This is a genomic window from Sphingomonas morindae (assembly GCF_023822065.1).
In the GTDB taxonomy this organism is placed as follows: Bacteria; Pseudomonadota; Alphaproteobacteria; order Sphingomonadales; family Sphingomonadaceae; genus Solisphingomonas; species Solisphingomonas morindae.
In genome coordinates this window covers 125,058-150,025 of record NZ_CP084931.1, presented here as the reverse complement: position 1 = coordinate 150,025, position 24,968 = coordinate 125,058, and the positions used below count along the sequence as shown (strand labels likewise).

Below are 24,968 nucleotides of genomic sequence, written 5' to 3'. Positions count from 1 at the left end.
AGCCGCGCCCGCGCCGCACGCTGTTTCGGGCCGGCGCGCAGGACCGATCGGCCGCGCCGCTCGTTGGCGCGCGATGACGGTCGGTGGCCGTCGCCAGCAGGAGCAGTGCATGATCGACGCCGTGCGGTATCGCCCCGACATCGAGACGATCGGCGCCGAGGAGGAGGCGACCATCGCCGCCTTGTGCGACGCCTTCGATACCATTCTCGAGACCACCGCCGGCGATTATGGCCATGCCGTGCGTGCGGTCCACGCCAAGGCGCATGGCGTGCTGACCGGCGAGATGACTGTGCTGCCGGATCTCCCGCCCGAGCTGGCGCAGGGTCTGTTCGCCACGCCCGGCCGCCACGCCGTGCTGATGCGCCTGTCCACCAATGCCGGCGACATTCTGCCCGACGCGATCTCCCTGCCGCGCGGGCTGGCGATGAAGGTGCTCGACGTGGAAGGCGCGCGCCTGCCCGGTTCCGAGGGGCGCGCGCAGGATTTCGTGATGGTCAACGGCACCGTCTTCCAGGCGCGGACGGCCGACCAGTTCCTCTCCAGCCTTAAGCTGCTCGCCAAGACGACCGATCGCCTCGAAGGCACCAAGAAGGCGCTGTCGGCCACGCTGCGCGGTGTGCGCGCCGCGCTCGACACGCTGGGGCTGGAAAGCCCGACGATCAACGCGCTCGGCGGCGCGCCCCAGGTGGAGCCGCTGGGCGAGACCTATTACAGCGTCACCCCCTTCCGCTATGGCGACCATATCGCGAAGTTCAGCCTCGCGCCGATCGCGCCCGCGCAGCGCGCACGCACGGGCGAGACGATCGAGATCGCCGGCCGGCCCGATGCCATCCGCGAGACGGTGCGCGCCGAAATGGCGGGGGCGCCGGCGGAATGGGCGTTTCGCGTCCAGCTTTGCCGCGATCTGGAGCGGCAGCCGATCGAGGATCCGACCCGCGCCTGGGACGAGGCAGAGGCGCCCTTCCAGCAGGTCGCGATCGTCCGCGCGGCGGCGCAGGATAGCTGGGCGCCGGATCAGGTCGCGCGGATCGACGAAGCGACGCGGTTCAGCGTCTGGACCGGCCTCGCCGCGCACCAGCCGCTCGGCAACATCAACCGCGCCCGCCGCGCGCCCTATCGCCACTCGGCCGATTTCCGCGCGCGCGTGAATGGCTGCCCCTATTACGAACCGGGCGGCGCCTGATCGGACCGGTCGCCGCATCCTGCTTCCCTCCAATGTCACCTGTAAAACGCCATTCACTCAGTGACTTGGCGGATGATCTTAACGCTTTCTCGACGATCGCGCGCCTAAAGCCGCAGCGTGGGGGAGGGAAAGGTGCGGCAGGCGCGGCTTCAGCTAGGATCGGGCAGCGGTCGGCGCTTCGTCGCGGCGGTGGTGGTGCCGGTAGTGGCGCTCGCGCTCGCGCTCACCTGGTTCGCCGTCTCGACGGTGCGCGATGCCGCGGCGCAAGCGGATCGCGTCTCGGCCGCGCGGCAGACCCAGGAGGTGCGGCTCGCCGTCAACGCCGCGCTCGACGAGCTGGCGCAGAGCCAGGCGGGCGTCGCGATCTGGAGCCCGCTGGTCGGCCAGCTCCGCCGCCCCCGGCCCGATTGGGCGTGGATCGACGACAATGTCGGCGTCTGGCTCAACTATGTCTTCCAGCATGATGTCGACGCCATTCTCGATGCGCGCGACCGGCCGGTCTATGTCATGCGCGATGGCGTGCGCGTCGCGCCCGCGCGCTTCGCCGCGCTCGCCGAGGCGGCGCGGCCGCTGATCGCGGCGGCGCGCGGCCGCAGCGGCGATCGCCCCAATCCGCACGAGCGCCTGCCCCGCACCGGCACCAGCGCCGATACCACGGTGCGCACCTCGCCGCGCGCCATCCACGCCACCGATCTCGTCGCCATCGCGGGCCGGCCGGCGGTGATGAGCGTGATGCGGATTATCCCCGATACCGATACGCTGCCGGAAACGCCGGGGGCCGAGCCCCTGCTCGTCAGCGTGCGCTATCTCGATACCGGCTTCGTCCGCGATCTCGCCAAGATCGAGCTGGTCGCCGCCGCCCGGATCGAGGCTGCGCCCGCGCTCCGCGCCGGCGAGCACGGGCTCGCGCTGCGCGCCAGCCGCGGCGCGGTGGCGGGTTATCTCGTCTGGCACGCGGACGAGCCCGGCCGTGCCGTGTGGCGCTCGATGGCGCCGGGCGCGGGCATGGCGCTCGCCGCGCTGCTCGCCACGCTCGCGGCTTTGCTCGCCAGCGTCGCCGCGCTGATGCGGCACAATGCGCGCTCGCTCCGCCGCCTCGCCGCCGCCCATCTGGAGCTGCAGGCCAAGGAGGCGCAGGCGCACCACCTCGCCTATCATGATCCGCTCACCGGCCTGCCCAACCGCGCCTTCTTCAACGCGGCGGTGGATCAGCATCTGGCCGAGGGCCGCTGGCCGGGCGCCTGGGCGGTGCTGCTCGCCGATCTCGATCGCTTCAAGCAGGTCAACGACACGCTCGGCCATCTCGGCGGCGATCAGCTGATCCAGGAAGTGGCGGCGCGGCTGCAGGCGCGGATCGGACCGGGCGATATCGTCGCCCGGCTCGGCGGCGACGAGTTCGCCATATTGCTGCGCGACCGGCCCGACGCGGCGGCGATCGATGCCGTGGCCGCCGCGATGGTGGAGGCGCTGCGCGCGCCCTTCCTGATCCTCGGCACCAACATGTTCATCGGCGGCAGCATCGGCATCGCCTGCGTGCCGGGCTGCGCGGGCGATCGCTCCGAACTGATGCGCATGGCCGATATCGCCATGTACCGCGCCAAGCTGGAAGGCCGCGACAGCCACCGCTTTTTCAGCCCGGATATGGACGAAAGCGTGCAGATGCGGCGCGGAATCGAGCAGGATCTGCGCGAAGCGATCGCGCGCGGGGGCGATTTGCGGGTCTATTATCAGCCGCAGATGGACGTTTCGGGCACGCGCGTGATCGGGCTGGAGGCGCTGCTGCGCTGGCATCATCCCAGCCGCGGCCTGCTTTCCCCCGATCTCTTCATCCCGATCGCCGAAGAAACGGGCATGATCCGCACCTTGGGCCGCTGGGTGCTGCGCGACGCCTGCGCCACCGCCCGCGCCTTCCCGGACCTGTCGATCGCCGTCAATCTCTCGGCGGTGCAGTTCCGCACCCCCGATCTCGCCGCCGAGCTGATCGAGATCGTCCGCGTCGAAGGCGCGCGGCCCGCGCAGATCGAGCTGGAAGTGACCGAGAGCGTGCTGCTCGACAATGACGGCCAGGCGCGCCGCGCGCTGACCGAGCTGCGCCGCGCCGGCTTCCGCATCGCGCTCGACGATTTCGGCACCGGCTATTCCAGCCTGTCCTATCTGAGCAAGTTCGAGGTCGATAAGATCAAGATCGACCGCAGCTTCACCAAGCGGCTGGGCGAGGCCGAGGATGCCGGCGCGATCGTGCACGCGGTGGTGCGGCTGGGCCATGCCATGGGGCTGGCGGTCTCCGCCGAGGGGGTGGAGACCCGCGAGCAGCGCGATTTTCTCGAGGATGCCGGCTGCAACGAGCTGCAGGGCTTCCTCTTCTCCGCCGCGGTTCCGGCCGAGGCGCTGCCCGCGCTGCTGCGCCGCGCGCGCCGCGCCGCCTGACGCGCCCCCGCGCACGACGCCCCCCTCACGCGGCTCAGTATGGCCAACGTTCTTCCTGTAGAACGCTGAGTGCCGGTCTTGGCGTCTACAAGCCCGATCGTTCCAGGCGCATCTGGGTGGGGCACCGGCGATCCTGCCGGACCGAGTGGAGATGCGAGATGAGCACCAGGTTTGAGAACAAGGTCGTGGTCGTCACCGGCGGCACCAGCGGCATCGGCCTATCGACCGCCAAGGCCTTTGCGGACGAAGGCGCGTCGGTCTTCATCACCGGCCGCCGCCAGGATGCGCTGGACGCGGCGGTGGCGGCGATCGGTCCCCGCGCCACCGGGGTGCGCGGCGACATGAGCGTGCTGGCGGACATCGACCGGCTGTACGACGCCGTCCAGCAGCGCCACGGGCAGATCGACGCGCTGTTCGTCAATGCCGGCGGCGGCAGCTTCGCCCCGCTCGGCGCCATCACCGAGGACCAGTATCAGCAGACCTTCGACACCAATGTGAAGGGCGTGATCTTCACCGTGCAGAAGGCGCTGCCGCTGCTGCGCGACGGCGCGGCGATCGTGCTCAACGCCTCGACCGCGGGCAGCTCCGGCACGCCGGCCTTCAGCGTCTATTCGGCCAGCAAGGCGGCGGTGCGCAACCTCGCCCGCACCTGGATCCTGGATCTGAAGGACCGCCACATCCGGGTCAACGCCGTCAGCCCCGGCGTCACCGAGACCCCGGGGCTCAACACTGCCTTTGGCGGCGGCGCGCAGGCGGAGGGCACCAAGGCCTATCTCGCCGGGCTGATCCCCGCCGGCCGGGTCGGCCAGCCCGAGGAGATCGCCAAGGCGGTGCTCTTCCTCGCCTCGGAGGAGGCCAGCTTCGTCAATGGCGTGGAGCTGTTCGTCGATGGCGGGCAGGTGCAGATCTAAGGCGATCGCCGCGTCGCGCCGCCCGCCCCCCGATCGGGAGCCGGGCGGCGCCTCCGCGTGTTGAGCCCACATGACCGATATCGCGCATCCGCTTCGCCTGGGCTTTCCCGTCAAGGTGATGGGCCGGCCCGGCTTCAAGTCCAACGACACACGGCGCTGGCAGAAAAATCCGCACCTGCGCTGCTCGCTCGAGCAGGTCGACGCGATCCTCGACTATCTGCGCGAGACGCGGATCGAGATGTACCGCCTCTCCTCCGATCTCGCACCCTACGCCACCCATCCCGATCTGCCGCAATTCCACGCCATGGTCGCGGAAAGCGATGCCGAGCTCCGCGCCTTCGGCGCCAAGGCGCGCGCCTATGGCATCCGCCTGTCCTTCCATCCCTCGCAATATGTGCTGCTCAACAGCCCGGATCCCGATCTCACCGCGAAATCGATCCTCGATCTCGCCAGCCAGTCCGAGATGCTGGACCGGATGGGCTGCGACGCGGAGGCGGTGGTCATCACCCATGTCGGCGGCGTGTACGACGATCATGCCGCCAGCCGTGAGCGCTGGATCCGCGGCTGGGAACAATGCCCGGATCATGTGCAGCGACGGCTGGTGCTGGAGAATGACGATCTCCGCTTCTCCGCCGCCGACGCGCTCTGGCTCCATGATCGGACCGGCGTGCGGCTGGTGTTCGACTATCAGCATTTCTGGTGCCTCAATCCTGAAGGACTGGCGCTGCGCGACACGCTGGAGCGGTTCCTCGCCACCTGGCCGGAGGGCGTCCGCCCCAAGATCCATTTCTCCAGCCCCCGCACCGAGATGCGCGCGGTGAAACAGGCGATCACGCCGCGCCAGCGCGCCGCCGCCAAGGCCGGGCGCCCGGCGGGCCGCGCGGGCGAGGTGACGGCGGCTCCCGTCAAGCCCGGCGCGCGGGTGAAGACGGTGCTGCGGCCGCCGATCTGGACCGGCCATGCCGATTTCACCAATCCCTTCGAGTTCGCCACCTTCATGCGCACCGCGCAGGATCTGGCCTTCGACGTGATGCTGGAGGGCAAGGCCAAGGACATCAGCCTGCTCAAGCTGCGCGGCGATCTGCTGCGGTTCGCGCCCGATGTCGCGGCGCGGTTCGGGATCACCGCCGAAGACGCGGCCGAGGCCGAGGGGGCGGAGGCCGACGCGCCGCTGGCCGCGCCCGAGCAGGAGGCGGATGTGGACGAGGGCGCGGCGCTGGCCTTCTGATTGCCCCGGTCCCCCGGGGCGTTCAGAAGGGCGGCATGATGCCGCCCGCCCCCGCCCGCCGTACCGCCCGCCTCGCCCTGCTGGCCGGCCTGGCGCTGGGCGCGGCGCCGCCGCCCGCCGCCGATCCGCTCGACGCGGTGCTGGCGCTGCCGCGCACCGCGAGCCTCGCCGGCGCCGCCGCCGCGCCGCGCTTCGCCTGGATCGACGAGGCCGACGGACTTGCCGCCTTGTGGACCGCGCTGCCCGGCGCGCCGCCACAGCGCCTCGCCATCGCCGCGTCCGAGGGCGAGCCGCTCGCCGATGTCGCGCTCGCCCCCGATGGCGCGGCGATCGCCTTCACCCGGGGCGGCGACGAGGAATTTCCCGATGCGCCGCCCAATGCCGATCGGCTGGCCACGCCGCCCGCCGCCGAAGTGTGGCGCGTGGCGGCGACGGGCGGCGTGCCGCTGCGGATCGGCGCGGGCCATGATCCGCTCTTCTCGCCGGATGGCACGCGCATCGCCTTCCTCGCCCGCCACGCGCTGTGGCTGTGGCGCGCCGAGAGCGGCGCCGAGCGGATCGCCACCCTGCCCGGTACGCCGGTCCAGCTGCGCTGGTCGCCCGATGGCACCCGGCTCGCCTTTGTCGAGGCACGCGACGGCCATGATCTGCTCGGGCTGATCCGTCCGGGCGATCCGCGCATCGACTATCTCGACACCGGCTTCGACAAGGCCTGGGAGCCCGTCTTTTCCGCCGATGGGCGAAGCCTCGCCTATCTTCGCGTGGCGACGCCTCCGGCCGACGCCGCGCCCGATGCGGGTGGCTGGTGGTCGGTCGCGATCGCCGATCTCGCGCGCGGCACCAGCCGCACGGTGTGGCGGGCGCCGGCCGGGCCGGGCGGTCGCTTCCAGGGGCTGGCGGGATCGAGCCTCGCCTGGCTTGCGGACGGCACGCTTATCCTCCCCTGGGAAGCCGGCGGCTGGCTGCATCTCTGGGCGATCGATCCGGCGGGCCGCGCCGCGCCGCGCGATCTCACCCCCGGTATCGGCGAGGTGGAGAGCCTGCGCGTCGCCGCCGATGGCCGCAGCCTCGCCTTTGCCAGCAATGCGGGCGATGCCGAGCGTCGCCATGTCTGGCGGCTGGTGCCCGGCGCGGGCCCGGCGCGGCGGATTGGGACCGGCCAGGGACTCGAGACCGCGCCCGCCTTTGCCGGCGACCGGCTCGCGCTGATCGCCGCCGATGCGCGGCATCCGGGCTATCCGGCCCTGGCCGCGACCGGCCTGCCGCCGCTGCGGCCGCCCGCCATCGCGCCGGCGGGGCCGATGCCGCGCCCGGTCCTCTTCACCGCCGCCGACGGTATGACGGTGCACGGAGTCTATTTTCCGCCCGCCGGCGCGGGGCCGCATCCGGCGCTGGTGTTCGTGCATGGCGGCCCGCGCCGGCAGATGCTGCTCGGCTATCATCCGCTCGGCTATTACGCCCGGGCCTATGCCTTCAACCGGCATCTGGCGGCGTCGGGCTATGCGGTGCTGGCGGTCAATTATCGCAGCGGCACGGGCTATGGGCTGCGCTTTCGCGAGGCGCCCGGCATCGGCCGCGCCGGCGCCGCCGAATATCAGGATGTGCGCGCCGCCGGCCAGTGGCTGGCGGCGCGGCCCGAGGTGGATGCGCGCCGGCTGGGGCTGTGGGGCGGCAGCTGGGGCGGCTATCTCACCGCGCTGGCGCTGGCCCGCGACAGCGCGCTGTTCGCCGCCGGCGCCGATTTCCATGGCGTCCATACGCTGGTCCGACCGCCCGATCCCGGCCTCTCGCCCGAGGCCGGGGCGGCGGCGCAGCGCGTGCAGTGGCAGGCCTCGCCGCTCGCCGCCGTGGCGCGCTGGCGGTCGCCGGTGCTGCTGGTCCATGGCGATGACGATCGCAACGTCGATTTCGGCCAGTCGCTGCTGCTGGCGCGGGCGCTCACCGCGCGCGGCGTGCCGGTCCGCACGCTGGTGCTGCCCGACGAGCGCCACGGCTTTCTCCGCCTGGCCGACTGGCGCGCCGCCTATCACGCGACCCAGGCCTTTTTCGACGCGACGCTGGCCACCCCGCCCCGCTCGGACCCGTGAGGATGCGCCGGCCGCAAAGAGCCGCAGCGGACGCCGTATCTACGATGGGCAGCAGGCCGGATGCACGATTTCTGACGCCGGACGGACCAAATTGCGCTATAATCGCGCCGAAAAGCTGATGCAGGTTAGCAGATACCGCCCATGGCCGCTGAAGGGGGTTCGCCATCTTTCATGGATGGAGCGCGAACGCCGGCATGGGCAAAGCGGATATCGGGGGAGTCGAGCGGTGTCGTGGGAAACGATCCGTCGCGGGCATCGAAAACGCCGGCCGGCGTGAGGAGAGGCAGGTGGAACCTTTGGGATTGAGCACCAAGGTGCTGGATGCGCTACACGAGGCAGGGATCAGCGCGCCCGCCGATCTGAACGCGCGCTCGCCACGCGAGCTGGCGCTGCTGCCCGGCGTCGGCACCACCAGCCTCGCCGAGCTGCTGGACGCGCTGGACCCGGCGGAGATGGCGCAGCGTCGCTCCTATGCGGCGCGCATCGCCGAGCTGAACGAGCGCATCGCCGCGCATCATGCCGCGATCGCCGCGCTCGAGGCCGATATCGCGGCGCTGCGGGCCGGGCGCGACCCCTATTGAGCCGCCGACCATGATCCGGATGCGCGGCACTCTCCCCTCGCACACGGAATAGGCCGCCAGCGGGCGCAGCCCTCCCCGGCCCGAGTCGCGCGGCCGGCCCGCGGACTGGCAAGCCGCCGGGACAAGGCCTACATGACGGGCCGAGGAGACAAGATTTGGCCACACCCGCGCTGCGCACCCGGGCGATCATCGCCGCCCTGCTGACCCTCTCCACCCTCGCCGTCGCGCCGGCCGAGGCGCGCCGTGGCGGCAGCTTCGGCAGCCGCGGCAGCCGCACCTATGGATCGGCGAGCTACGGATCCGCCGGCTATGGCTATGGCGCGCGCCGCACCGTGCCGCCGGTCGAACGCTCGATGACGCCGCGCCCGGCGCCGGGCACGTCCGGCTATGGCAATGAAGCGCGCGCGCCGGGCTATGCCGGCCAGACCAATTATCGCCCCGCCGGCAGCCGCTTCGGCGGCTTTGGCGGCGGCCTGATCGGCGGGCTGATCGCGGGCGGGCTGATCGGCCATTTTCTCGGCAACGGCATGGGCGGCGGCTGGGGCGCCGGCGGCGGCGGCGGCGGCGGCCTGCTGCTCGCGCTGCTCCAGATCGCGATCATCGGCGGGCTGATCTGGCTGGTGATCGGCTTCTTCCGGCGCCGCCAGACGGGTGGCGCCGCCCCGGGCTTCGCCCGCGATGCCGGCTATGCCGCGCCGCCGCCCGCGCAGACGGGCTGGGGCGCGCCCGCGCCCGCGACCGTCGATGCGGGCGAGGACATCGCCATCAGCCCGGCCGACCAGCAGGCGTTCGAGCGGCTGCTGGTGGATGTGCAGGATGCCTTCGGGCGGGAGGATTATGGCCGGCTCCGCCAGCTCACCACGCCCGAGATCATGTCCTATCTCTCGGAGGAGCTGAGCCAGAACGCCACGCGCGGCGTGCGCAACGAGGTGAGCGGCACGCGGCTGATCGATGCCGAGATCGTGGAGGCCTGGCGCGAGGCGAGCGGCGACTATGCCACCGCCGCGCTCCGCTACGAGAGCATCGACGTCATGCGCGATCGCGCGACCGGCGCGCTCGCCGCCGGCTCGGTGCAGACGCCAACCGAGACGACCGAGCTGTGGACCTTTGTCCGCCGCGCGGGCGATGTCTGGAAGCTGTCGGCGATCCAGGACGGCTGAGCCGGATGGCAGGCGCGGCGGCCACGTCGCCGCCGCGCGCCGCGCCGCGCCTCAGACGTGCTCGGAGCCGATATAGCGCTCCACTTCCTCGCGATACCGCGCGGCGAGCAGCGCCTGGCGCTCGGCCGGCACCTGCGCCTTGAGATCGAGGAACCAGTTGCTCTCCTCCTGGAACATATGGTGCGTCACCGCGCCGCGCAGATGCTCCAGCTTGTCGAGATAATCCTGGCTCATCGGCTCGATCTTGTCGAGCAGCGCGAGCTGGACCTTGGCCATGGACTGTTCCTCATAGGCGACGCCGGCATGGGATTTGTGCCCGCTATCGGCCATTTCCGGGTAGAGCACGGCCTCCTCGGCGATGCTGTGGCCGGTGAGCAGCACCGCGAGGCGGCGCTGCGCGGCGCGGCGGGTGTGGGCATCGTCGGCGATCCGCACCGCCTCGAACGCCTGCTCGATCGCATCGTGATGATCGAGGATGAGCGACAGCCAGTCGCCCGGCACCGTCTCGACCCGCGTCTCGGCGCGCACCCGCAGCCGATGCTCGTCGCTTTCGGGCGGCGTCGCGGCGCCGATGATCTTGTCCAGAAACGCCATGGAACATCCTTTCGGGCTGGGGCGGGCCGCCCATCGGGCCCGCCCCGCTCAAAGCCCTGAGCCCGACTAGATGTTCCTCTCAGATCAATGACTTGCCACAGGCTGCCCGGGTGTCGCGCCGGGCGGTGCGGGGTTGAGCAGGCCCTGGTCGGCGAGCCAGTCGGCCAGCCGGTCGGGCCAGTGGAGGACCGCGATGCGATCCGTCTCGTCGAGGTTGAAGGCGTGATCCGCGCCCGCATACATATGGAGTTCGGCGGGGACATGGGCGGTGCGCAGCTGCTCGTAGAGCTGCACCGAGGGCGCGGCGCAGCAGGCGTCGAGCGAGCCCGCGGTGATGAAGGCGGGCGGCGCCGTCGCCACCGCCTTGGCCGGAATGCCGAGCGGCCCGGGGAAGACCAGCACCTGGAAATCGGGTCGCGCATCGCCCTGCGCGAGCGGATCGGCGGCGCTTCCGCCGGGCGCTGGCGGCGGCGCGGGATTGTCCGCGATCAGCGAGACGAGTTCGCCGCCCGCCGAAAAGCCCATCACGCCGATGCGATGCGGATCGACCCCGAGCGCGGCGGCGTGCTGACGCACATAGCGCACCGCGCGCCGCGCATCCTCAGCCGCGTCGCGCGGGATGTCGTAGGGCGAGCCCGGCTCGCGGGCGAGGCGGTATTTCAGCACCAGCGCGGTGATGCCGAAGCGGTTGAGCGCCCGCGCCACCTTGATGCCCTCATTGGTCCAGACGAGCAGGCGATGGCCGCCGCCGGGAATGACGATGATGGCGGTTCCGGTCTGATGCAGCGCGGGCGGCCGGAACAGGGTGAGCGATGGATCATGGACGTTCTTGACCCAATAATCCTCCGCCTGCTCCGGTTCGTGCGCGCGGGCGCCGGCACCCGGCGCCCCCTGCGGCCAAAGCCGGATCGGCGGCCCCGCCGCCACCGGGATCGCGCCCGCCGGGGCGGCGGCCGGCGCCGCCTGCGCGCAGAGCGGCGCGGCGGCGATCGCCAGCCCCGCGCTCATCGTCCATTTCGCCCATCGTGACTTCATGCCGCCCACGGCGCACCCCTCTCCTCCGGCCGGGCCAGGCGCCCGCCGGATCACCAGTGAAGCGACTTAAGCGTGCGAAGACAATAGCTTGATTGGATACCGCCGGAACCGACCAAAGCGTCGGAATGGTCGGTACGCCCTTTTTGACTGCCGCGCGCGGCGGACAGGCGCGCAATTCGAGCGTCGGAGCGCCGGGGCGAGATCATCCTTCGGAAATCGCCCGACTTTTACATGCGCGATCGAAACGGAGCGGCCTTTCCCATTCAGATCCGCGCACGCTTCACCAAAGCGCCGGCGCCGGCCACGACGGGCCGCGCGGCTTTACTGAAGAAGCGGCGCGGTTGATCGGCTTTAATCGCGGCCACATCTTTTCCTGTTTCGGGACATGGCGTTGAGCGGAGCCTTTTGCGGGGTGAAACGTTATGAGTTCGAAAGGGGATAGGTCATGGATTATCTGCCGCTGGTGCATCGCGCCTGGGTCCATCTTCGCGATGAAGGCGGACCGATCCTGCAATCCGGAACGCTCGGGCAGATGATCCGCTGGATGCGCGGGCAGAGCCGCGAGGATCAGGCCCGCTTCTTCGTTTCGATCCAGCATCGCCGCGAACTCATCCCCTATGCCGAACTCGAGCGGATCGCCGCGCGGACGGGCTCGCTCGGCACCCGCCAGCCCCGGCTCGATCTCGCCGCCTGACCCCCTATCCCTGTCGTGACGCCGGCGGGCCGGGCTGATCGGCGCCCCGGACCATGCGCATCGGCTACGCAAGCCCCGGCCAGTTGAGGTTAACCCGATCGCAAGCGCTGCCCGGTAGAGCGGGCGGATCGTCTTCAACGGGTGTCCGCCAATGCGTCTCCGATTGGGTCTGGCCGCATTGGCGCTGCCGATGACCGCCTCGTGCATGCCGGCCGAGCTGGCCGCGCCAAGGCTGGCCGCGCCCGCCGCGCTCGCGCCGCGCCTCGCGCTGCTCTCCGTCGCGGATTGGCGCTACGGCCCCGAAGTCACCGCCGCCGCGCCGCAATTCGGCGGCGCGACGGGCGCGGGCGATGGCCTCGCCTGCCTCACCGCCGCGCTCTATTACGAGGCGCGCTCCGAAGGCGTGATCGGCGAGCGCGCGGTCGCGCAGGTGGTGCTCAATCGGGTCCGCGCCGGTCGGTTCGGATCGGATCTGTGCGCCGTCGTCTATCAGGGGCGCGAGGCGGGCGCCTGTCAGTTCGCCTTCGCCTGCGATGGCGCGCTGGATCGCCCGCGCGATCGCGTCGCCTGGCACCGCGCCGCGCTCGTCGCGCAGATCGCGCTGCGCGAGGGGCGGTTCGCACCGGTCGGCGACGCGCTCTACTATCATGCGGGGGCGACGCAGCCCGGCTGGGCGGCCGGGCTTTCGCCGATCGCGGCGATCGGCCGCCACTTCTTCTACGGCAAGGCGAACAGCGCCGCCGATGCGCCGCTCCGGCTCACCGCGCGCGACGCGCTCGCCGCGCCCGCCGGCGTCCGGGTCCATCATGGCGACGCGACGTCAAGCGAGGCGGTGGGCGAGACGATGGGCGAAGCCATGGTGCAGGTCCATGTCGGCGCCGCCGCCGCGCTTCCCGCCCCGCCCGCCGCCGCTGATCTCACCTCCTGATCGGGCTTCTCCTCCGCCTTTAGGCGAATGAGCGGTGCCCGCGCGCCGCGCGCGCCGCTTTCAACCGGCTATTAAGCGCTTCTCGGCCATAGACGCGCAAGCGGGGAGACTGCGGCTCCGCGCGGGATGAGGTCGAGATGCTGCGCAGCCTTTTGTCAATGCGGGAACGGACCGGCGGCCGGCTGGTGGACGAGGCGCGCGCGCTGGCCGAGCGCGCGCTCGCCTATTGCGCGGCGCAGGGCCTCGCGCCGACGCCGATCCCCTATGCCGTGGCCTATGAGGCGCAGCGCCTGCCCGACGGGCCGCTCGCCCGCGCGCTGGCCGCGATCGAGCTGACCGGCCTGCCGGTGAGCGCGGCGCAGGCGGCCGATCTCCACGCCCGCTTCATCGGCCCGGCGGCGGGCACCGAGGCCGAGGAAGCGGCGCGCGACACGCTGCGCCACCAGACGCTGCGCATCGCCGACATCGCGGCCGACGCCGCCGCCGCGACGGGCGATTTCAACCGCGATCTCACCGCCGGGCTCAAGGCGCTCGACGCCAGCGCCGCCGATCCCGGCGCCACCGTCGCCGGCATCGCGGCGATGCTGCGCCGGGCCGAGCAGGCGGAGCGCGATCTCGCCGCCGCCGCGCGCGAGATCGAGACGCTGCGCGAGGAATTGGACGCCGCGCGATCGGCGGCCGATCAGGATCTGCTCACCGGGCTCGCCAATCGCCGCGCGGTGGAGCGGCGGCTCGCCACGCGCGGGGCGGCACCGCTGGTGGTGGCGCTGTGCGATGTCGACCGGTTCAAGGCGATCAACGATCGCATGGGCCATGCCGTGGGCGATCGCGTGCTCCGCGCGGTGGCCGCGACACTCGCCGAAAGCTGCGCGCCGCATCTGGTGGCGCGCTGGGGCGGGGAGGAATTCCTCGTCCTGATCGAGGGGCTGAGCCTCGCCGCCGCCGCCGCGCTGGTGGAACGCGCCCGCGCGCGGCTGGAGGAGCGCCAGATGCGCGTGCGCGAGACGGACCAGCCGCTCGGCACCGTCACCTTCTCGGCCGGCGTCACCGAGATCGGCCCCGAGGGGTTTGAAGCCGCGATGCGCGATGCCGACCAGCGCCTCTACGCCGCCAAGATCGGCGGCCGCAACGCCGTCCATGCCGGGCGCGACGCCACGCGGTGACCGCCGCGCCCCGGTGGCCGCCTGCCACCGGTGCGCCACGGCTATTTTCGGAGCGATGCGGCGGCGCTAGGCATGGGTTAATGAAAGCGCCGCCCCTGCTTGCCCACGCCCGTGTCCACCTGACCTATGTGTGGCAGCATCGCCGCGCCTTGTGCCTGAAGGAGCCCCAGCGCCTCACCGAATGGATCCAGCATCGCAAATTGTTCGATCGCGACAGCCGCCTGCCGGCGCTGATCGACAAGGTGGCGGTGAAGGGGCATGTCGCGGCCCGGCTCGGCCCCGAATGGATCATCCCCACGCTGTGGCATGGCGAGGCCCTGCCCAAGCGTCCCGTCTGGCCGATCCCGCTGGTGGTGAAGGCGCGCGGCGGGTGCAACCAGCTGGCCTTTGTCCGCACCGAGGACGAATGGGCGGCCGCGCGGCGGCGGGCGCGGCGCTGGGGCGGCGCGCGCTATGGCCGCTGGCTCGACGAATGGGCCTATGCGCATGTCCCGCGCGGCCTGCTGGTCGAGCCCTATCTGGGATCGGGCCGCGTGCTCCCGATCGATTACAAGTGCTTCGTCTTTGGAGGGCGGGTCGAGTTCGTCCAGGTCCATCTCGATCGCGCGCGGGCGCATCGCTGGATCGTGATGGACCGGCAGTGGCGCCGCGCCTCGCCGCCGAGCGGGGATCCCGATCCCGCCGCCCCGGCCACGCTCGCCCGCATCATCGCCGCCGCCGAGACGCTCGGCGCCGGCCATGACTTCCTCCGCGCCGACTTTTACGAGATCGGCGGCGCGCCGCTCTTCGGCGAGCTTACCGTCTATCCCGGCTCCGGGCTGCTCCCCGTGCTCCCCGCCGCGCTCGATCATCGCATGGGCGAATTCTGGCGCGCGGCGCGGGCGGGCGGCGGCGCCGCTCAGACCTGACGCATCCCGCCGTCGACGCAGAGTTCCGCGCCGGCGATGAAGCTCGCCTCGTCGCTCAGCAGGAAGAGGGTGGCCGCCGCCACCTCGGCCGGGCGCGCCATGCGGCCGAGCGGGATGGGCGCGATCAGGGCCGCCCGGCCTTCTTCGGGCACGCGCGCCATCATGTCGGTGTCGGTCGGGCCCGGCGCCACCACATTCACGCGGATCCCGCGCGGCGCCAGTTCGATCGTCCAGGTCCGCGCATAGGAGCGCAGCGCCGCCTTGGTCGCGGCATAGGTGCCATAGGGCGAGATGCCGGCCACGTCCGCGATCGAGCCGACCAGCACCACCGCGCCGCCATCGGCCAGCGCGCCGAGCGCGGCCTGCAGACCGAACACCGGTCCCCGGACATTGACGGTGAAGTGGCGATCGAAATGCGCCTCGGTCTCGTCCGCCAGCGTCGCCGGTTCGGAGATGCCGGCGTTGAGCACCAGCGCGTCGATGCGGCCATGCGCTTCCTTCACCACCGCCACCGCGCGGGCGAGATCCCGCGGCACGCTGGCATCCGCGACGATACCGCGCGCGCCCCGGCCGATGCGCGTCGCCGCCGCCGCCACCGTCTCCTCGTCGCGCCCGGTCAGGAACACCAGCGCGCCCTCTCCGGCCAGCCGTTCCGCGATGGCGAGGCCGATGCCCTTCGCGCCGCCCACCACCAGTGCAACCTTGTCCGTCATTCCAGCCATCATGCCCTCCGCATCCTTGGGTGATGGCGATCCAGATATACGGCCTATATTTGCTATCAAGAACGCACTATGAAGTGCCTAGATATGCCGAACGATATCCAAGGCGATTGCTCCGTGCCGCAGGCGCGTGTCGACATGGCGCTGCTGCGCCCGGTGCTGGACAGGATCGCCGACAAATGGACGATCATGATCCTGACGGTGCTGTGCCCGCAGCCGTCGCGCTTCAACGAGATCAAGCGGCGGCTCGACGGCATCACCCACAAGGCGCTGGCCGACGCCTTGAAGCGGCTGGAGCGCAACGGGCTGGTGACGCGCACCGTGCTCCCCACGGCGCCGATCGGCGTCGAATATGCGATCACCCCCATGGGCCATGCGCTGCGCGCGCCCTTCGAGGCGATGTGCGCCTGGTCGCTGGCGCATGGCGATGCGATGGCCGAGGCGAGCGCCGCCTATGATCGCGCCCGCGGCGCGGCATAGGCGCGAGGGCATGTTCGCGGCCGCTCTTGCCCGGACTTGCGCGGCGGCGCGCGGGCGTACTAGCCGGGCCCCATGCCCGTCCACGCGCCCGCAGAGGAAGAATGATGCCCAGCCTGTACGCGATCACCGTCCCGGTCTTCACCCGCGCCCTGCGCAATCTCGATCACTTCCTCGCCAAGGCGGCCGATAGCGGTCTCGACGCGCAGGATCTGCTGGAGGCGCGGCTGGCGCCGGACATGCTGCCGCTCACGCGCCAGGTCCAGATCGCCTGCGATTCCGCCAAGCTCGCCATCACCCGCCTCGCCCAGACCGCGCCCCGCCCGATGGCCGACGAGGAGAAAAGCCTGGCCGAGCTGCGCGACCGCATCGCGCGGACCATCGCCTATCTTGAAGAGGCCGATCCCGCCGCCTTCGAGGGTCGTGAGACCGCCGAGATCCGCGTGAAATTTCCGACGCGGGAGATGGTCTTCACCGGCCAGAGCCTGATCACCGATTTCAGCCTGCCCAATGTCTTCTTCCATGTGACGACGGTCTACGCGCTGCTGCGGATGAAGGGCGTGGCTCTGGGCAAGATGGATTATCTCGCGGGCGGTCAGGACATTGGATGATCGGCCGGCGCGGCGCCACCTCTAGCGCCGCTCAGGCGTTCGACGCGGCCTCCGGCGCGGGCGGCGCGAACAGGACGTCGGTCTCGGCGCCGATCGCGGCCACGCGCGCCATTGCCTCGGCGGGCGCGAGGGCGCTGAACGGCGCGGCGCGGTCCGCCGCCGCCACCGCATCGAAGAAGGCCTGGTGTGCGCCGACCGAGATGCTGAGCAGGCGGGCGGGCTCGGTGCCCCGGTTGAAGAACATGTGGAGCGCGCCCGCCCGCGCGAGCACGACATCGCCGGCGACGCAGCGCTGGACGCGCTCGGGCGCGGCGTCCTCGGCGAACTCCACCACGCCGCTCAGGATGTAGAAGGCTTCGGGATAGCTGTGCGTGTGCAGGGGCACGCCCTCGCCCGGCGCGAGGCGCTGCTCGAAAAAGCAGAAATCGGCGCCGGCGTCGCGGCTGCGGACCTTCCAGGTCAGCGTGGCGCCAGCGATGGCGAAGGGCTCGCCTTCGCCGGCGGCAATGCGGATCAGAGCGGGGGCGGGCGGCGTGTCGGTCATGATGCGTCCTCGTGCAGAGCGGGGGCGGTGCGATCCCGGGCGGGCGCGCCGGGGATGGCGCGGGCCAGAAAGTCGCACAGGAGGCGGGTGACGAAGTCCGGCGCCTCGAGATTGGCGATGTGGCCCGCGTCCGGAATGCGGACGAAGGGGCAGCCGATCCGGTCCGCCATCGCCTGCCCCTCGGCGGGCGGCCGCGCCATGTCGCCATCGCCGGTGGCGACGAGCGTCGGCACCGTCAGCGCGCCGAGCGCCTCCAGCGCCTCGCGGCGGCCAAAGGTGATGCGGCCGAGCGGGGCGATGCTGTCGCGCAGGCGCGCCGCATCCCAGGCGCGGAGCCGCTCCGCCACCCGCGCGCGCATGCCGGGGCTGGCGCGATCGATCGCCGGCGTGAAGAACATCGCCATCGCCGTCGCCAGCACCGGCGGCGGGATCGTCCCGCTATCGGCGACGAGATCCAGCATGCCGAAATAGGCGTCGCGCGACGCCGCCGGCTCGGCCGCGAGCGACGTGGCGAGCAGCACCAGCGCGGACACCCGCCCGGGCGCCATCAGCGCCAGCTCGGCGCTCCACATGCCGCCCAGCGACAGGCCGACCAGCGCGCATCGGTCCACGCCCAGATGGTCGAGCAGCGCCAGATGATGGCCGGCGAGATCGCGCATGTCGCGGGTGGTCGACGGCAGCGCGCCGGAGCCGCCATGGCCCCAGAGATCGGGCAGGATCAGCCGGTAGCGCGCGGCCAGCGCGGCGATCTGCGGCGCCCACATCTCGTGATCGAACAGATAGCCATGGGCGAGAAGCAGCGCGGGTCCGGATCCCAGGATGCGCACGGTCATGGTCGAGCCGAAAATCGATATCCGGTGCAGTTCAGGGGACATGGCAAGGCTCTCACTGGACGCGACAGGCCGCCGGCGCGGCCGGGGCCTGATGGACGCGGCCCAGGCCGGGGCCAAGCGCATGTGTTCTCATCGCCGGCTGAGCGGAGATCACAAGGCGTCGCCGACACCGGCGGTTCTTCGTGCGCCAAATTCACGATGGATGCGTCCGAGCGCGGATGGCGGCGCGGGCCGGCGCGCCCGGCGGTCAGTCGCGATAGGGCGCGAACACATCGAACAGCGCCTTGCGCCACCAGCCATGGCCGGCGTCGCTCTGGAAGCGCGGATGCCACCAGAGATAGGCGATGCTGCGCGGCAGCGCGAGCGGCGGCGGGCGCACCACGCCCTGGTTGCGCGCGGCGGCGCGCAGCGCGACGGTGCGCGGCAGGGTCGCGATCATGTCGGACGAGGTCGCATACCAGGCCGCCGCCATGAAGCTCGGCACGGTCGCCGCCACCCGCCGGCGCAAGCCGCGCGCGGCGAGCGCGCTATCCACCTGATCGCTGTCCTCGCCGGTCATGCTCACCACCACGTGCGGCGCCTGCACATAGGCTTCGAGGCTGAGCGTGGCGGCTTGCGCGGCCGGATGATCCTCGCGCAGGACGCAGCAAAAGGGCTCGGCGATGATCCGGCTGCGCATCACCTCGCGATCGAGCGCGAGCGCCGCTTCCACCTCCGCCCCGGCGATCACGAGATCGAGCGCGCCGGTCGCAAGCTGATCGAGCACATCGGCGGCGAGCGGGCGGAAGCGCAGATCCACCTGGGGCGCGATCTCGCGCACCCGCGCCACCAGCATCGGCAGGATCACGAACAGCTGATAGTCGGGCGTGGCGAGGGAGAAACGGCGGCGCGAGGTGGCGGGGTCGAACTCCGGCTCCACCTCCACCAGGGCGGCGAGCTGCGCCAGGCCGTGCCGCAAGGCCGGCTGCAGCGCGAGCGCGCGCGGCGTCGGTTCGAACCGGCCGCGGGTGCGCACCATCAGCGGATCATCGAACAGCGCGCGCAGCAGGCGAAGCGAATGGCTTACGGCGGACGGGGTGACGGACAGGATTTCCGACGCGCGGGTGACATCGCGCGTCTCGAGCACCGCGTCCAGCACGCGCAGCAGGCGGAGATCGGCGTCGTTGAGCTTGCCGCGCACCACTGTCTCCGCCCTTCCTGCGCCGGCCATGATCCCCGGCCCGGCGCCGCCGCGCCTGCCGCTCGCACAGGCGCCGCGCGAGGGCAAGGCTGGGCCGCCGGGGCGCTATCGGGTCCGGCGGTTGCCGGCTTCGCCGCTAGAGCCGCCAGAATTGATAGAGGTTCAGCACCACCTCGAAGGCGATCAGCACGATCACCGCCAGCTCGAGCCGCAGCGAGCGCTTGTCCTGCACGAGATCGAGCAGCCATTCGGCGGCGTCGCCGATCACCTCCAGCTTGCGCTCCATGGCGCGCGCGCGGTCGCCCAGCTCGAACTCGGCCTCGAGCCGCCCATAGAGCCGATCGAGCGCGGGATGCTCCCAGAGCAGATCGGGCTTTTCGCTGATCTGGGCGCGCCCCACCACCCGGTGCTGCGCCGACAGGACATCGCCGATATTTTTCATCACCCGCCGGATCGGCATGCCGGCGCGTCCATTCTCGCGAAGATCGTTGATCAGCGGCTCCACCCGGTCGAACGCCTCGGCGATCCGGCCTTCGTCGCGGCCGAGCACCACGCTCCGCGCGAGCACCGTGGCGGTGAGGAGGAGCCGTTCGCGCGTCGCCTCGCGGAGCCGGATATGGCCGTCGGCGCTCACCGTCTCCTCGCCCTCGGCCCGAATCTCGATCGAGGCGGTCTCGACCTCGGGCTGGGCCAAGGGATCGACGATATGGCTGGCGAGACGCGCGATCAGCTCCCGCTCGCTCTCGGCGGAGGCGCCGAACAGCACGAGCACGCCGTAGCGGAACACAAAGGCCGCGCCCACGCCCGCGAGAACCAGGCTCTCGGTTTCGGCGAAGCCTTCGAGATTGCGGGTGTCGATGCGCGCGCCGAGCAGCAGCGCCCGGACATTGCCCCGGTCCGACCGGCCGGGCAGCGCCAGGCCCAGCACCTCGCGGACGCCCACGCCCGCGGCCCGCGCCAGCTCAGCCATGTTTCAGCGGATCCATGGCGGCTGGGTAGAACCGCAGAGCGCCGCGCGCCAGCGCGAAGACAGGTGACGTTCGTTCCGCCTTCGCGCCAAGACAAACACGCTTGGCGCCGCCGGACCTTTGGCGCCGCGTGGTAACGCTACCTCTTCTTGGGCCAATGCCAATCTATACTTATGATAAGCGAGCGGCACAGCATCCAAGATAAAGTATTAAGCGCGTATACCATTTCAGTCTATAGTCGACTTTAACGATTCGTTAACCATAGGCGATGCAGAATGGGCCATGAGGTTTAGGGTGGATCATGGGCCAGTTGCTTAACCCAGATGAAGATCGCGCGCGGTTTCGCGCGATGACGGCGCCGGCGCTGCAGCATGCCATCGATGACGCCCTCGAATCCAGCGAGACCGAGATTCTCTGGGCGCTGCTCGCCGAGGTGAAGCGCAGGGGCACGTCCGTCGAGATCGTCATCTGAATTAACCGTCTAAAGTATATTGCTTTCCGGCGCGCCTTGTCTTCAAATTGTCATCAACCCGCCGCTTGGAGCGGGAGAGGCAGGAGAGCGCGCCATGTCCGATCCGGACGGCCCCGAGCGGAGGCTGATCAGCCAGCCGCGTGGCCAGAACATTCCAGCCGATCTGGTGCGGAAGCTGGCCGAGCTGGACCGGCAGAAATCCGCCAAAACCTGCCCGTAACGCGCCAAAGTCGGCCATTTCGGTCGGCTTGCGGCACCGAAACCGCGCGTCTAGCTCCCACTCGACCGGGTTGGGAGACCTTCGATGACTGTTCAGGACGCCGCGCATCGACGTCGCGCGCCACACGCCGCGCCGCTTGCGGAGCTTGCCTCCTCGGCCCTGCAGCAGGAGATCGACAACGCCGTGGATCGCGCGGATGCCGAGCGCGTGCTCAGCCTGTTGGCGGAATGCGCCCGGCGGGGTGTCGATGTGGAGCTGTCCCTCTAACCAGTTCCAGGGCAATACCGTACCGCGACGTAGATTTTTTTCGCGTACTTTCTCAATCCGTAACATTCGCTTAACCATGCCGGGTCATGTCGTCTGAAGAACGGGGGCGGCAAGATGACACAACAGGAGTGCAGGCTGGTGGCCCAGCCTCGCGATCAGAAAATCCCGCAGGACTTTGTGCGCAAGCTGGCGGAACTCGATCGCCAGAAGGCGCAAGCCAAGCCGCGCGGCTGAGGCCGCCCGATCGGGCGCGTACCGCGCCACATTGCCCCTGGCATCGGGCCCGTGGCAGGGACGCGCCATGGAGCAACGCCCGCACATCCTCGTCGACGCCGATGCCTGCCCCGTCAAGGACGAGATCTACCGCGTCGCCTTCAGGCTCCGCATAGCCGTTACCCTGGTCAGCAACGCGCATCTTCGCGTGCCTCAGGATCCGCTGATCAAGCGAATCGTGGTGGGCCAGGGCTTTGATGCGGCCGACGACTGGATCGCGGCGCAGGCGAACGGGTCGACGCTGGTGGTGACGGCCGATATCCTGCTGGCCGATCGCTGCCTCAAGGCGGGCGCGGCCGTGATCGCGCCCAACGGCAAGCCGTTCACCGCCAATTCGATCGGCAACGCCATCGCCGTGCGCGCGATCATGAACGATCTGCGCGCGGGCGGTGATCGGATCGGCGGCCCCCCGCCCTTCGGCAAGGACGATCGGTCGCGCTTCCTGTCGAGCCTCGACGCGGCGCTGACGGCGGCGCTGCGCAAGCCGCCCGGCACGCCCCTCTTCTAGCGCCGGAGACGCGCGGCCGACCCATGCCGGCCGAGAACCTGTCCGCTGTCAGGCCGATTGCGCCAGAAGCAAAGCGGGGGTGAGCGGCACCGCGAAGCGGCAGCCAATCTCCTGCGCCTCGGTCCACATCACCTTGGCGGGGCGGCGCCGGCGGGTGCCGGCCAGCCGCACGAACACGCGGTCGCCACGCTTCAGCATGATCGGGCAGCGCGCCCGGAAGCCGCTGGGCGAAAGATTGCGCAGCGAGGCGGCAAAGGCGATGCCGTCGCCGGTCTCCACGCTCGCCGAGACCTGCACCGGAGCCCGCTCCGCGCCACGCCGCTCGATCACGAGTTCGGCCGTCGGGATCCCGGTCGGTTCCTGGTAAGCTACCTGATTCATATGCACTTTCTCGCTCCGCTGTCATGATTAACGACGCTGGTGCACCAAGTTTTAGGCCTGTTGATCCAAGGCTTTCCGCTCGGTTTCGCGACCGATCGGAGCGAGCGGGCCAGGCGCGCGGGTTAGACTTTCGTCTAACCCCCTCGGCATGGCCGCGCTGGTTAACGGACTGGTGGCAACGAGGCCTGAAATCGGGTGCGTGGGTAGCAGCGGCGGGCGAACGGATGGAGAAGCGTGTATTTTACTGTCCGGCGCCCTTCCCGGACGATGAGGCGGAGCGCCAGGCGGTCGTCGCCGCCCTGCTCCGCCAAAGCGGGCATTGCGACGCGGTGCGCGATCTCGTCGCCCAGGCGCGGGAGATGTTTGCGGCCACCGCCGGCGCGCTCACCATATTGGATGAAGGCCGGCAATGGCTCGCCTGCGCGATCGGCCTTGCGATAGCGTCCACGCCGCGCTGCGCGGCCTTTTGCGGCTACACCATTCGTCAGGACGCGCCCTTCTGCGTTCCCGATGCGCATCTGGACGAGCGGTTCAGCGGCAATCCGCTGGTCACCGGCGATCTTGGCCTGCGCTTCTATGCCGGCGCGCCCGTGCGGATCCACGGCCAGGCGGTGGGTGCTTTGTGCGTGATGGATCAGCGGGCGCAGGCGCAGCCGCCGCAGGCGCGGCTGGCGGCGCTGCGTCGCCTCGCCGACACCGCCGGCGCGCGGCTCGAGGCGCTGCTGGATACGCCAGCGCCCATGCCCATGCCCGCGATCGTTCCCTTCCCCGCGCAGCGGGAGGGCTAGGATGTTCTATTCGCTCCGATCCCGTGTGATCGTTCTGAGTTCGCTGGTGGTGCTGGCGGTCGTCGCGCTTGCCGCCGCGCTCACCGCGGTGTCGCTGCAGCTGCAAAGCAGTGCGCGCTGGGTCGAGCATACCCAGACCGTGCTGGAAATGGCCGCCAAGCCGATCGACCGGCTGCGCCGCGCGGAATCCGATCTGCGCGGGATGATCATCTCGCACGACCCGAGCCTGGGCGCCGCGATCGACGCGGATCTTCGCGCCACCCGTAGCGACATGGATCGTCTGGTTCAGCTCACCGCCGACAATCCGCCGCAACATGCGCGCGCCCTGCGCCTGCGCGCGGCGGTGCTCGACCGCATCGCCTTTCTGAGCGAAGGCACAAGGCTGGCGCGCGTCCAGCGGATCGCAACCGTCGCGCCCGTCCGCGTCCGGACATCCTGGCAGCTCATGCGGATGGTCGACCAGCGCCGCGACGAGCTGGTCGAGGCGGAGCAGGCGCTTCTTCTGGATCGCAACGCCTCGACCCATGCCTCGGCCTATTGGCTGCGCGTGCTCGCCATGGCGGGCGGGCTGATCGTGGGCTTCGCGGCGCTCACCATCGCCTTTGTCATCACGCGCGGGGTCGGCCGGCCGACCGCCGTGCTCAGCGAGGCGATGGAGGAGCTGGGATCGGGCGACGCCAGCGGACGGATCGCGCTGCGCACCATGGGCTCGCGCGAGTTCCGCCGGCTCGCGCGCGGCTATAATGTGATGGCCGAGCGGCTCGCCGAGGCGCTGGAGAAACAGCATCGCAGCGAGGAGGATCTCAGCACGATCAACCAGGAGCTGCTCTCGCGCAGCCATCTTCTGGAGGCGAGGAGCGAAGTCGCCGAATATCTGGGCGACATGATGCGCCGCCTCCAGGCGAGCCGATCGGATGCCGAATTCGCCAAGGTGATCGAGCGTTTCGTGCCGCTCGCGCTGCCCGATACGACCGGCGCGGTCTATACGCATAATAATTCGCGCAACCAGCTGGTGCGGGCCGCCGCCTGGGGCAGCGCCAGCGATCTGCCCGATACGATCGCGCCCGATGCCTGCTGGGCGATGCGCCTCGGGCAGAGCCACGCGCAATCGCCCTTCGCGCCCGATGTCGATTGCGCGCATGCCGAGGGACGCGAGGCCTATCATTGCGAGCCCCTGCTCGCGGGCGGCGAGCTGATCGGCATCCTCCACATCGCCGGCGAGGTCGACGGCGCCGACGAATATCGGCTGCAGGCGCTCAGCGAGACGCTGTCGTCCGCGCTGATGAACTATCGTCTGCAACGCAATCTGCGCGAGCAGACGATCCGCGACGCGATGACCGGCCTGTTCAACCGCCGCTATCTGGAAGAGGCGCTGGCGATCGAGATCGCGCGCGCGGCGCGCGCCCGCACCCCGCTCACCGTGGTGATGTGCGACGTGGATCATTTCAAGCGCTTCAACGACGAGTTCGGCCATGAGGCGGGCGATCATGTGCTGCGCATGGTGGCCGAGCAGATGCGCGCGCATTTCCGCGACGGCGATATTCTCTGCCGCTATGGCGGCGAGGAGTTCACCATCATCGCCCCCGGGGTAACCCCCGAGATCCTCGCCACTCGGATCGAGAAGCTGCGGCTCGCCATCTCGAAGCTGAGCCTCCGTCATGGCGGCCAGTCGCTGGGGCCGACCAGCATGTCGTTCGGCGTGGCGGCCCATGCGGGCGAAACCCAGGGCGAGGGATCGGGCCTGCTTCAGGCGGCGGACGAAGCGCTGTACCGCGCCAAGCGCGCGGGCCGGAACCGGATGGTGATCGCGGGCCAGCTCGCCGCCTGA

General features: G+C 70.7%; 27 protein-coding genes. 18 read left to right on the top strand and 9 right to left on the bottom strand.

Features of this window, described 5'->3' with window-relative positions; translation table 11 throughout:
- Window positions 1-109: 109 nt before the first annotated feature.
- The 7 genes from LHA26_RS17460 (at window position 110) to LHA26_RS20105 (ending at window position 9,577) form a co-directional block, all read left to right on the top strand.
- Window positions 110-1,183 carry a catalase family protein gene (locus LHA26_RS17460; RefSeq protein ID WP_252168776.1) on the top strand — a complete coding sequence of 358 codons (1,074 nt, stop codon included), beginning with the start codon at window positions 110-112 and terminating at the stop codon, window positions 1,181-1,183.
- 132 nt (window positions 1,184-1,315) lie between these two features.
- Window positions 1,316-3,610: a putative bifunctional diguanylate cyclase/phosphodiesterase gene (locus LHA26_RS17455; RefSeq protein WP_252168775.1), complete on the top strand. Its 2,295-nt coding sequence runs from the start codon at window positions 1,316-1,318 to the stop codon at window positions 3,608-3,610.
- Between the two features lie 158 nt (window positions 3,611-3,768).
- The gene (locus tag LHA26_RS17450) at window positions 3,769-4,521 is read left to right on the top strand and encodes an SDR family NAD(P)-dependent oxidoreductase (protein WP_252168774.1); all 753 of its coding nucleotides are present in this window, start codon (window positions 3,769-3,771) and stop codon (window positions 4,519-4,521) included.
- 70 nt (window positions 4,522-4,591) lie between these two features.
- Window positions 4,592-5,749 (top strand): UV DNA damage repair endonuclease UvsE, encoded by a 1,158-nt coding sequence (uvsE, locus tag LHA26_RS17445; protein WP_252168773.1) that lies wholly within the window; start codon window positions 4,592-4,594, stop codon window positions 5,747-5,749.
- 35 nt (window positions 5,750-5,784) lie between these two features.
- A complete protein-coding gene (locus LHA26_RS17440) occupies window positions 5,785-7,836 on the top strand; it encodes a S9 family peptidase (protein ID WP_252168772.1) in 2,052 nt (683 codons plus the stop codon).
- 287 nt (window positions 7,837-8,123) lie between these two features.
- Window positions 8,124-8,417 (top strand): DNA-directed RNA polymerase subunit alpha C-terminal domain-containing protein, encoded by a 294-nt coding sequence (locus LHA26_RS17435; RefSeq protein ID WP_252168771.1) that lies wholly within the window; start codon window positions 8,124-8,126, stop codon window positions 8,415-8,417.
- Between the two features lie 155 nt (window positions 8,418-8,572).
- Window positions 8,573-9,577, top strand: a complete 1,005-nt coding sequence (locus tag LHA26_RS20105; RefSeq protein ID WP_302898091.1) for a Tim44 domain-containing protein — start codon at window positions 8,573-8,575, stop codon at window positions 9,575-9,577.
- 51 nt (window positions 9,578-9,628) lie between these two features.
- Here the strand turns inward: LHA26_RS20105 and LHA26_RS17420 are convergent, their stop codons facing one another.
- A complete protein-coding gene (locus LHA26_RS17420) occupies window positions 9,629-10,171 on the bottom strand; it encodes a hemerythrin domain-containing protein (protein ID WP_252168770.1) in 543 nt (180 codons plus the stop codon).
- An 84-nt stretch (window positions 10,172-10,255) separates the two neighbouring features.
- Entirely contained in the window at window positions 10,256-11,206 is a 951-nt protein-coding gene (locus LHA26_RS17415) for an alpha/beta hydrolase (RefSeq protein WP_252168769.1), read from the bottom strand.
- A gap of 125 nt (window positions 11,207-11,331) precedes the next feature.
- Here LHA26_RS17415 and LHA26_RS17410 point away from each other — a divergent pair, with 125 nt between their 5' ends.
- The 5 genes from LHA26_RS17410 to LHA26_RS17390 all read left to right on the top strand — a co-directional run bounded on the left by LHA26_RS17410 (window position 11,332) and on the right by LHA26_RS17390 (window position 14,899).
- The gene (locus LHA26_RS17410; RefSeq protein ID WP_252168768.1) at window positions 11,332-11,601 is read left to right on the top strand and encodes a hypothetical protein; all 270 of its coding nucleotides are present in this window, start codon (window positions 11,332-11,334) and stop codon (window positions 11,599-11,601) included.
- A 50-nt stretch (window positions 11,602-11,651) separates the two neighbouring features.
- A complete protein-coding gene (locus LHA26_RS17405; protein ID WP_252168767.1) occupies window positions 11,652-11,900 on the top strand; it encodes a hypothetical protein in 249 nt (82 codons plus the stop codon).
- Window positions 11,901-12,051: 151 nt separating this feature from the next.
- Complete coding sequence (locus tag LHA26_RS17400; protein WP_252168766.1) at window positions 12,052-12,828, top strand: cell wall hydrolase; 777 nt, start codon at window positions 12,052-12,054, stop codon at window positions 12,826-12,828.
- A gap of 137 nt (window positions 12,829-12,965) precedes the next feature.
- A complete protein-coding gene (locus LHA26_RS17395; RefSeq protein WP_252168765.1) occupies window positions 12,966-13,991 on the top strand; it encodes a GGDEF domain-containing protein in 1,026 nt (341 codons plus the stop codon).
- A gap of 80 nt (window positions 13,992-14,071) precedes the next feature.
- The gene (locus LHA26_RS17390; protein WP_252168764.1) at window positions 14,072-14,899 is read left to right on the top strand and encodes an ATP-grasp fold amidoligase family protein; all 828 of its coding nucleotides are present in this window, start codon (window positions 14,072-14,074) and stop codon (window positions 14,897-14,899) included.
- Here LHA26_RS17390 and LHA26_RS17385 read toward each other — a convergent pair.
- On the bottom strand, window positions 14,890-15,612 hold the full coding sequence (locus LHA26_RS17385) for an SDR family NAD(P)-dependent oxidoreductase (RefSeq protein WP_252168763.1): 723 nt from the start codon (window positions 15,610-15,612) through the stop codon (window positions 14,890-14,892). The genes LHA26_RS17390 and LHA26_RS17385 overlap by 10 nt on opposite strands.
- A 123-nt stretch (window positions 15,613-15,735) precedes the next feature.
- Here LHA26_RS17385 and LHA26_RS17380 point away from each other — a divergent pair, with 123 nt between their 5' ends.
- Window positions 15,736-16,098, top strand: coding sequence for a winged helix-turn-helix transcriptional regulator (locus tag LHA26_RS17380; RefSeq protein WP_367890754.1), 363 nt, complete (start codon window positions 15,736-15,738; stop codon window positions 16,096-16,098).
- A gap of 101 nt (window positions 16,099-16,199) precedes the next feature.
- The gene (locus LHA26_RS17375) at window positions 16,200-16,706 is read left to right on the top strand and encodes a DUF1993 domain-containing protein (RefSeq protein WP_252168762.1); all 507 of its coding nucleotides are present in this window, start codon (window positions 16,200-16,202) and stop codon (window positions 16,704-16,706) included.
- 31 nt (window positions 16,707-16,737) lie between these two features.
- Here LHA26_RS17375 and LHA26_RS17370 read toward each other — a convergent pair whose 3' ends face one another.
- The 4 genes from LHA26_RS17370 to LHA26_RS17355 form a co-directional block, all read right to left on the bottom strand.
- A complete protein-coding gene (locus LHA26_RS17370; protein ID WP_252168761.1) occupies window positions 16,738-17,250 on the bottom strand; it encodes a cupin domain-containing protein in 513 nt (170 codons plus the stop codon).
- Window positions 17,247-18,125, bottom strand: a complete 879-nt coding sequence (locus tag LHA26_RS17365; RefSeq protein WP_252168760.1) for an alpha/beta fold hydrolase — start codon at window positions 18,123-18,125, stop codon at window positions 17,247-17,249. The genes LHA26_RS17370 and LHA26_RS17365 overlap by 4 nt, the downstream gene beginning before the upstream one ends.
- Window positions 18,126-18,330: 205 nt before the next feature.
- Entirely contained in the window at window positions 18,331-19,263 is a 933-nt protein-coding gene (locus LHA26_RS17360; protein WP_252168759.1) for a LysR family transcriptional regulator, read from the bottom strand.
- A gap of 136 nt (window positions 19,264-19,399) precedes the next feature.
- The gene (locus LHA26_RS17355; protein WP_252168758.1) at window positions 19,400-20,233 is read right to left on the bottom strand and encodes an RMD1 family protein; all 834 of its coding nucleotides are present in this window, start codon (window positions 20,231-20,233) and stop codon (window positions 19,400-19,402) included.
- A gap of 299 nt (window positions 20,234-20,532) precedes the next feature.
- Between LHA26_RS17355 and LHA26_RS17350 the strand changes: the two genes are divergently transcribed.
- Complete coding sequence (locus LHA26_RS17350; protein WP_252168757.1) at window positions 20,533-20,703, top strand: hypothetical protein; 171 nt, start codon at window positions 20,533-20,535, stop codon at window positions 20,701-20,703.
- Between the two features lies 1 nt (window position 20,704).
- Here the strand turns inward: LHA26_RS17350 and LHA26_RS17345 are convergent, their stop codons facing one another.
- Window positions 20,705-21,256, bottom strand: coding sequence for a hypothetical protein (locus LHA26_RS17345; RefSeq protein WP_252168756.1), 552 nt, complete (start codon window positions 21,254-21,256; stop codon window positions 20,705-20,707).
- A gap of 235 nt (window positions 21,257-21,491) precedes the next feature.
- Between LHA26_RS17345 and LHA26_RS17340 the strand changes: the two genes are divergently transcribed.
- Complete coding sequence (locus LHA26_RS17340) at window positions 21,492-21,971, top strand: YaiI/YqxD family protein (RefSeq protein WP_252168755.1); 480 nt, start codon at window positions 21,492-21,494, stop codon at window positions 21,969-21,971.
- A 48-nt stretch (window positions 21,972-22,019) separates the two neighbouring features.
- Here the strand turns inward: LHA26_RS17340 and LHA26_RS17335 are convergent, their stop codons facing one another.
- Entirely contained in the window at window positions 22,020-22,352 is a 333-nt protein-coding gene (locus tag LHA26_RS17335) for a PilZ domain-containing protein (protein ID WP_252168754.1), read from the bottom strand.
- A gap of 224 nt (window positions 22,353-22,576) precedes the next feature.
- Between LHA26_RS17335 and LHA26_RS17330 the strand changes: the two genes are divergently transcribed.
- Window positions 22,577-23,140, top strand: coding sequence for a GAF domain-containing protein (locus LHA26_RS17330; protein ID WP_252168753.1), 564 nt, complete (start codon window positions 22,577-22,579; stop codon window positions 23,138-23,140).
- Between the two features lies 1 nt (window position 23,141).
- Window positions 23,142-24,968 carry a diguanylate cyclase gene (locus LHA26_RS17325; protein ID WP_252168752.1) on the top strand — a complete coding sequence of 609 codons (1,827 nt, stop codon included), beginning with the start codon at window positions 23,142-23,144 and terminating at the stop codon, window positions 24,966-24,968.

Bases quoted from the DNA above. Each gene is read 5' to 3' on its own strand.
- LHA26_RS17330 (WP_252168753.1), top strand. From the start codon at position 22,577: ATGGAGAAGCGTGTATTTTACTGTCCGGCGCCCTTCCCGGACGATGAG.
- LHA26_RS17390 (WP_252168764.1), top strand. From the start codon at position 14,072: ATGAAAGCGCCGCCCCTGCTTGCCCACGCCCGTGTCCACCTGACCTAT.
- LHA26_RS17405 (WP_252168767.1), top strand. From the start codon at position 11,652: ATGGATTATCTGCCGCTGGTGCATCGCGCCTGGGTCCATCTTCGCGAT.
- uvsE (WP_252168773.1), top strand. From the start codon at position 4,592: ATGACCGATATCGCGCATCCGCTTCGCCTGGGCTTTCCCGTCAAGGTG.
- LHA26_RS17460 (WP_252168776.1), top strand. From the start codon at position 110: ATGATCGACGCCGTGCGGTATCGCCCCGACATCGAGACGATCGGCGCC.
- LHA26_RS17395 (WP_252168765.1), top strand. From the start codon at position 12,966: ATGCTGCGCAGCCTTTTGTCAATGCGGGAACGGACCGGCGGCCGGCTG.
- LHA26_RS17340 (WP_252168755.1), top strand. From the start codon at position 21,492: ATGGAGCAACGCCCGCACATCCTCGTCGACGCCGATGCCTGCCCCGTC.
- LHA26_RS17335 (WP_252168754.1), bottom strand. From the start codon at position 22,352: ATGAATCAGGTAGCTTACCAGGAACCGACCGGGATCCCGACGGCCGAA.
- LHA26_RS17420 (WP_252168770.1), bottom strand. From the start codon at position 10,171: ATGGCGTTTCTGGACAAGATCATCGGCGCCGCGACGCCGCCCGAAAGC.
- LHA26_RS17365 (WP_252168760.1), bottom strand. From the start codon at position 18,125: ATGTCCCCTGAACTGCACCGGATATCGATTTTCGGCTCGACCATGACC.
- LHA26_RS17350 (WP_252168757.1), top strand. From the start codon at position 20,533: ATGGGCCAGTTGCTTAACCCAGATGAAGATCGCGCGCGGTTTCGCGCG.
- LHA26_RS17370 (WP_252168761.1), bottom strand. From the start codon at position 17,250: ATGACCGACACGCCGCCCGCCCCCGCTCTGATCCGCATTGCCGCCGGC.
- LHA26_RS17345 (WP_252168756.1), bottom strand. From the start codon at position 21,256: ATGTTACGGATTGAGAAAGTACGCGAAAAAAATCTACGTCGCGGTACG.
- LHA26_RS17450 (WP_252168774.1), top strand. From the start codon at position 3,769: ATGAGCACCAGGTTTGAGAACAAGGTCGTGGTCGTCACCGGCGGCACC.
- LHA26_RS17355 (WP_252168758.1), bottom strand. From the start codon at position 20,233: ATGGCTGAGCTGGCGCGGGCCGCGGGCGTGGGCGTCCGCGAGGTGCTG.
- LHA26_RS17400 (WP_252168766.1), top strand. From the start codon at position 12,052: ATGCGTCTCCGATTGGGTCTGGCCGCATTGGCGCTGCCGATGACCGCC.
- LHA26_RS17440 (WP_252168772.1), top strand. From the start codon at position 5,785: ATGATGCCGCCCGCCCCCGCCCGCCGTACCGCCCGCCTCGCCCTGCTG.
- LHA26_RS17410 (WP_252168768.1), top strand. From the start codon at position 11,332: ATGGTCGGTACGCCCTTTTTGACTGCCGCGCGCGGCGGACAGGCGCGC.
- LHA26_RS17375 (WP_252168762.1), top strand. From the start codon at position 16,200: ATGATGCCCAGCCTGTACGCGATCACCGTCCCGGTCTTCACCCGCGCC.
- LHA26_RS17415 (WP_252168769.1), bottom strand. From the start codon at position 11,206: ATGAAGTCACGATGGGCGAAATGGACGATGAGCGCGGGGCTGGCGATC.
- LHA26_RS17385 (WP_252168763.1), bottom strand. From the start codon at position 15,612: ATGACGGACAAGGTTGCACTGGTGGTGGGCGGCGCGAAGGGCATCGGC.
- LHA26_RS17325 (WP_252168752.1), top strand. From the start codon at position 23,142: ATGTTCTATTCGCTCCGATCCCGTGTGATCGTTCTGAGTTCGCTGGTG.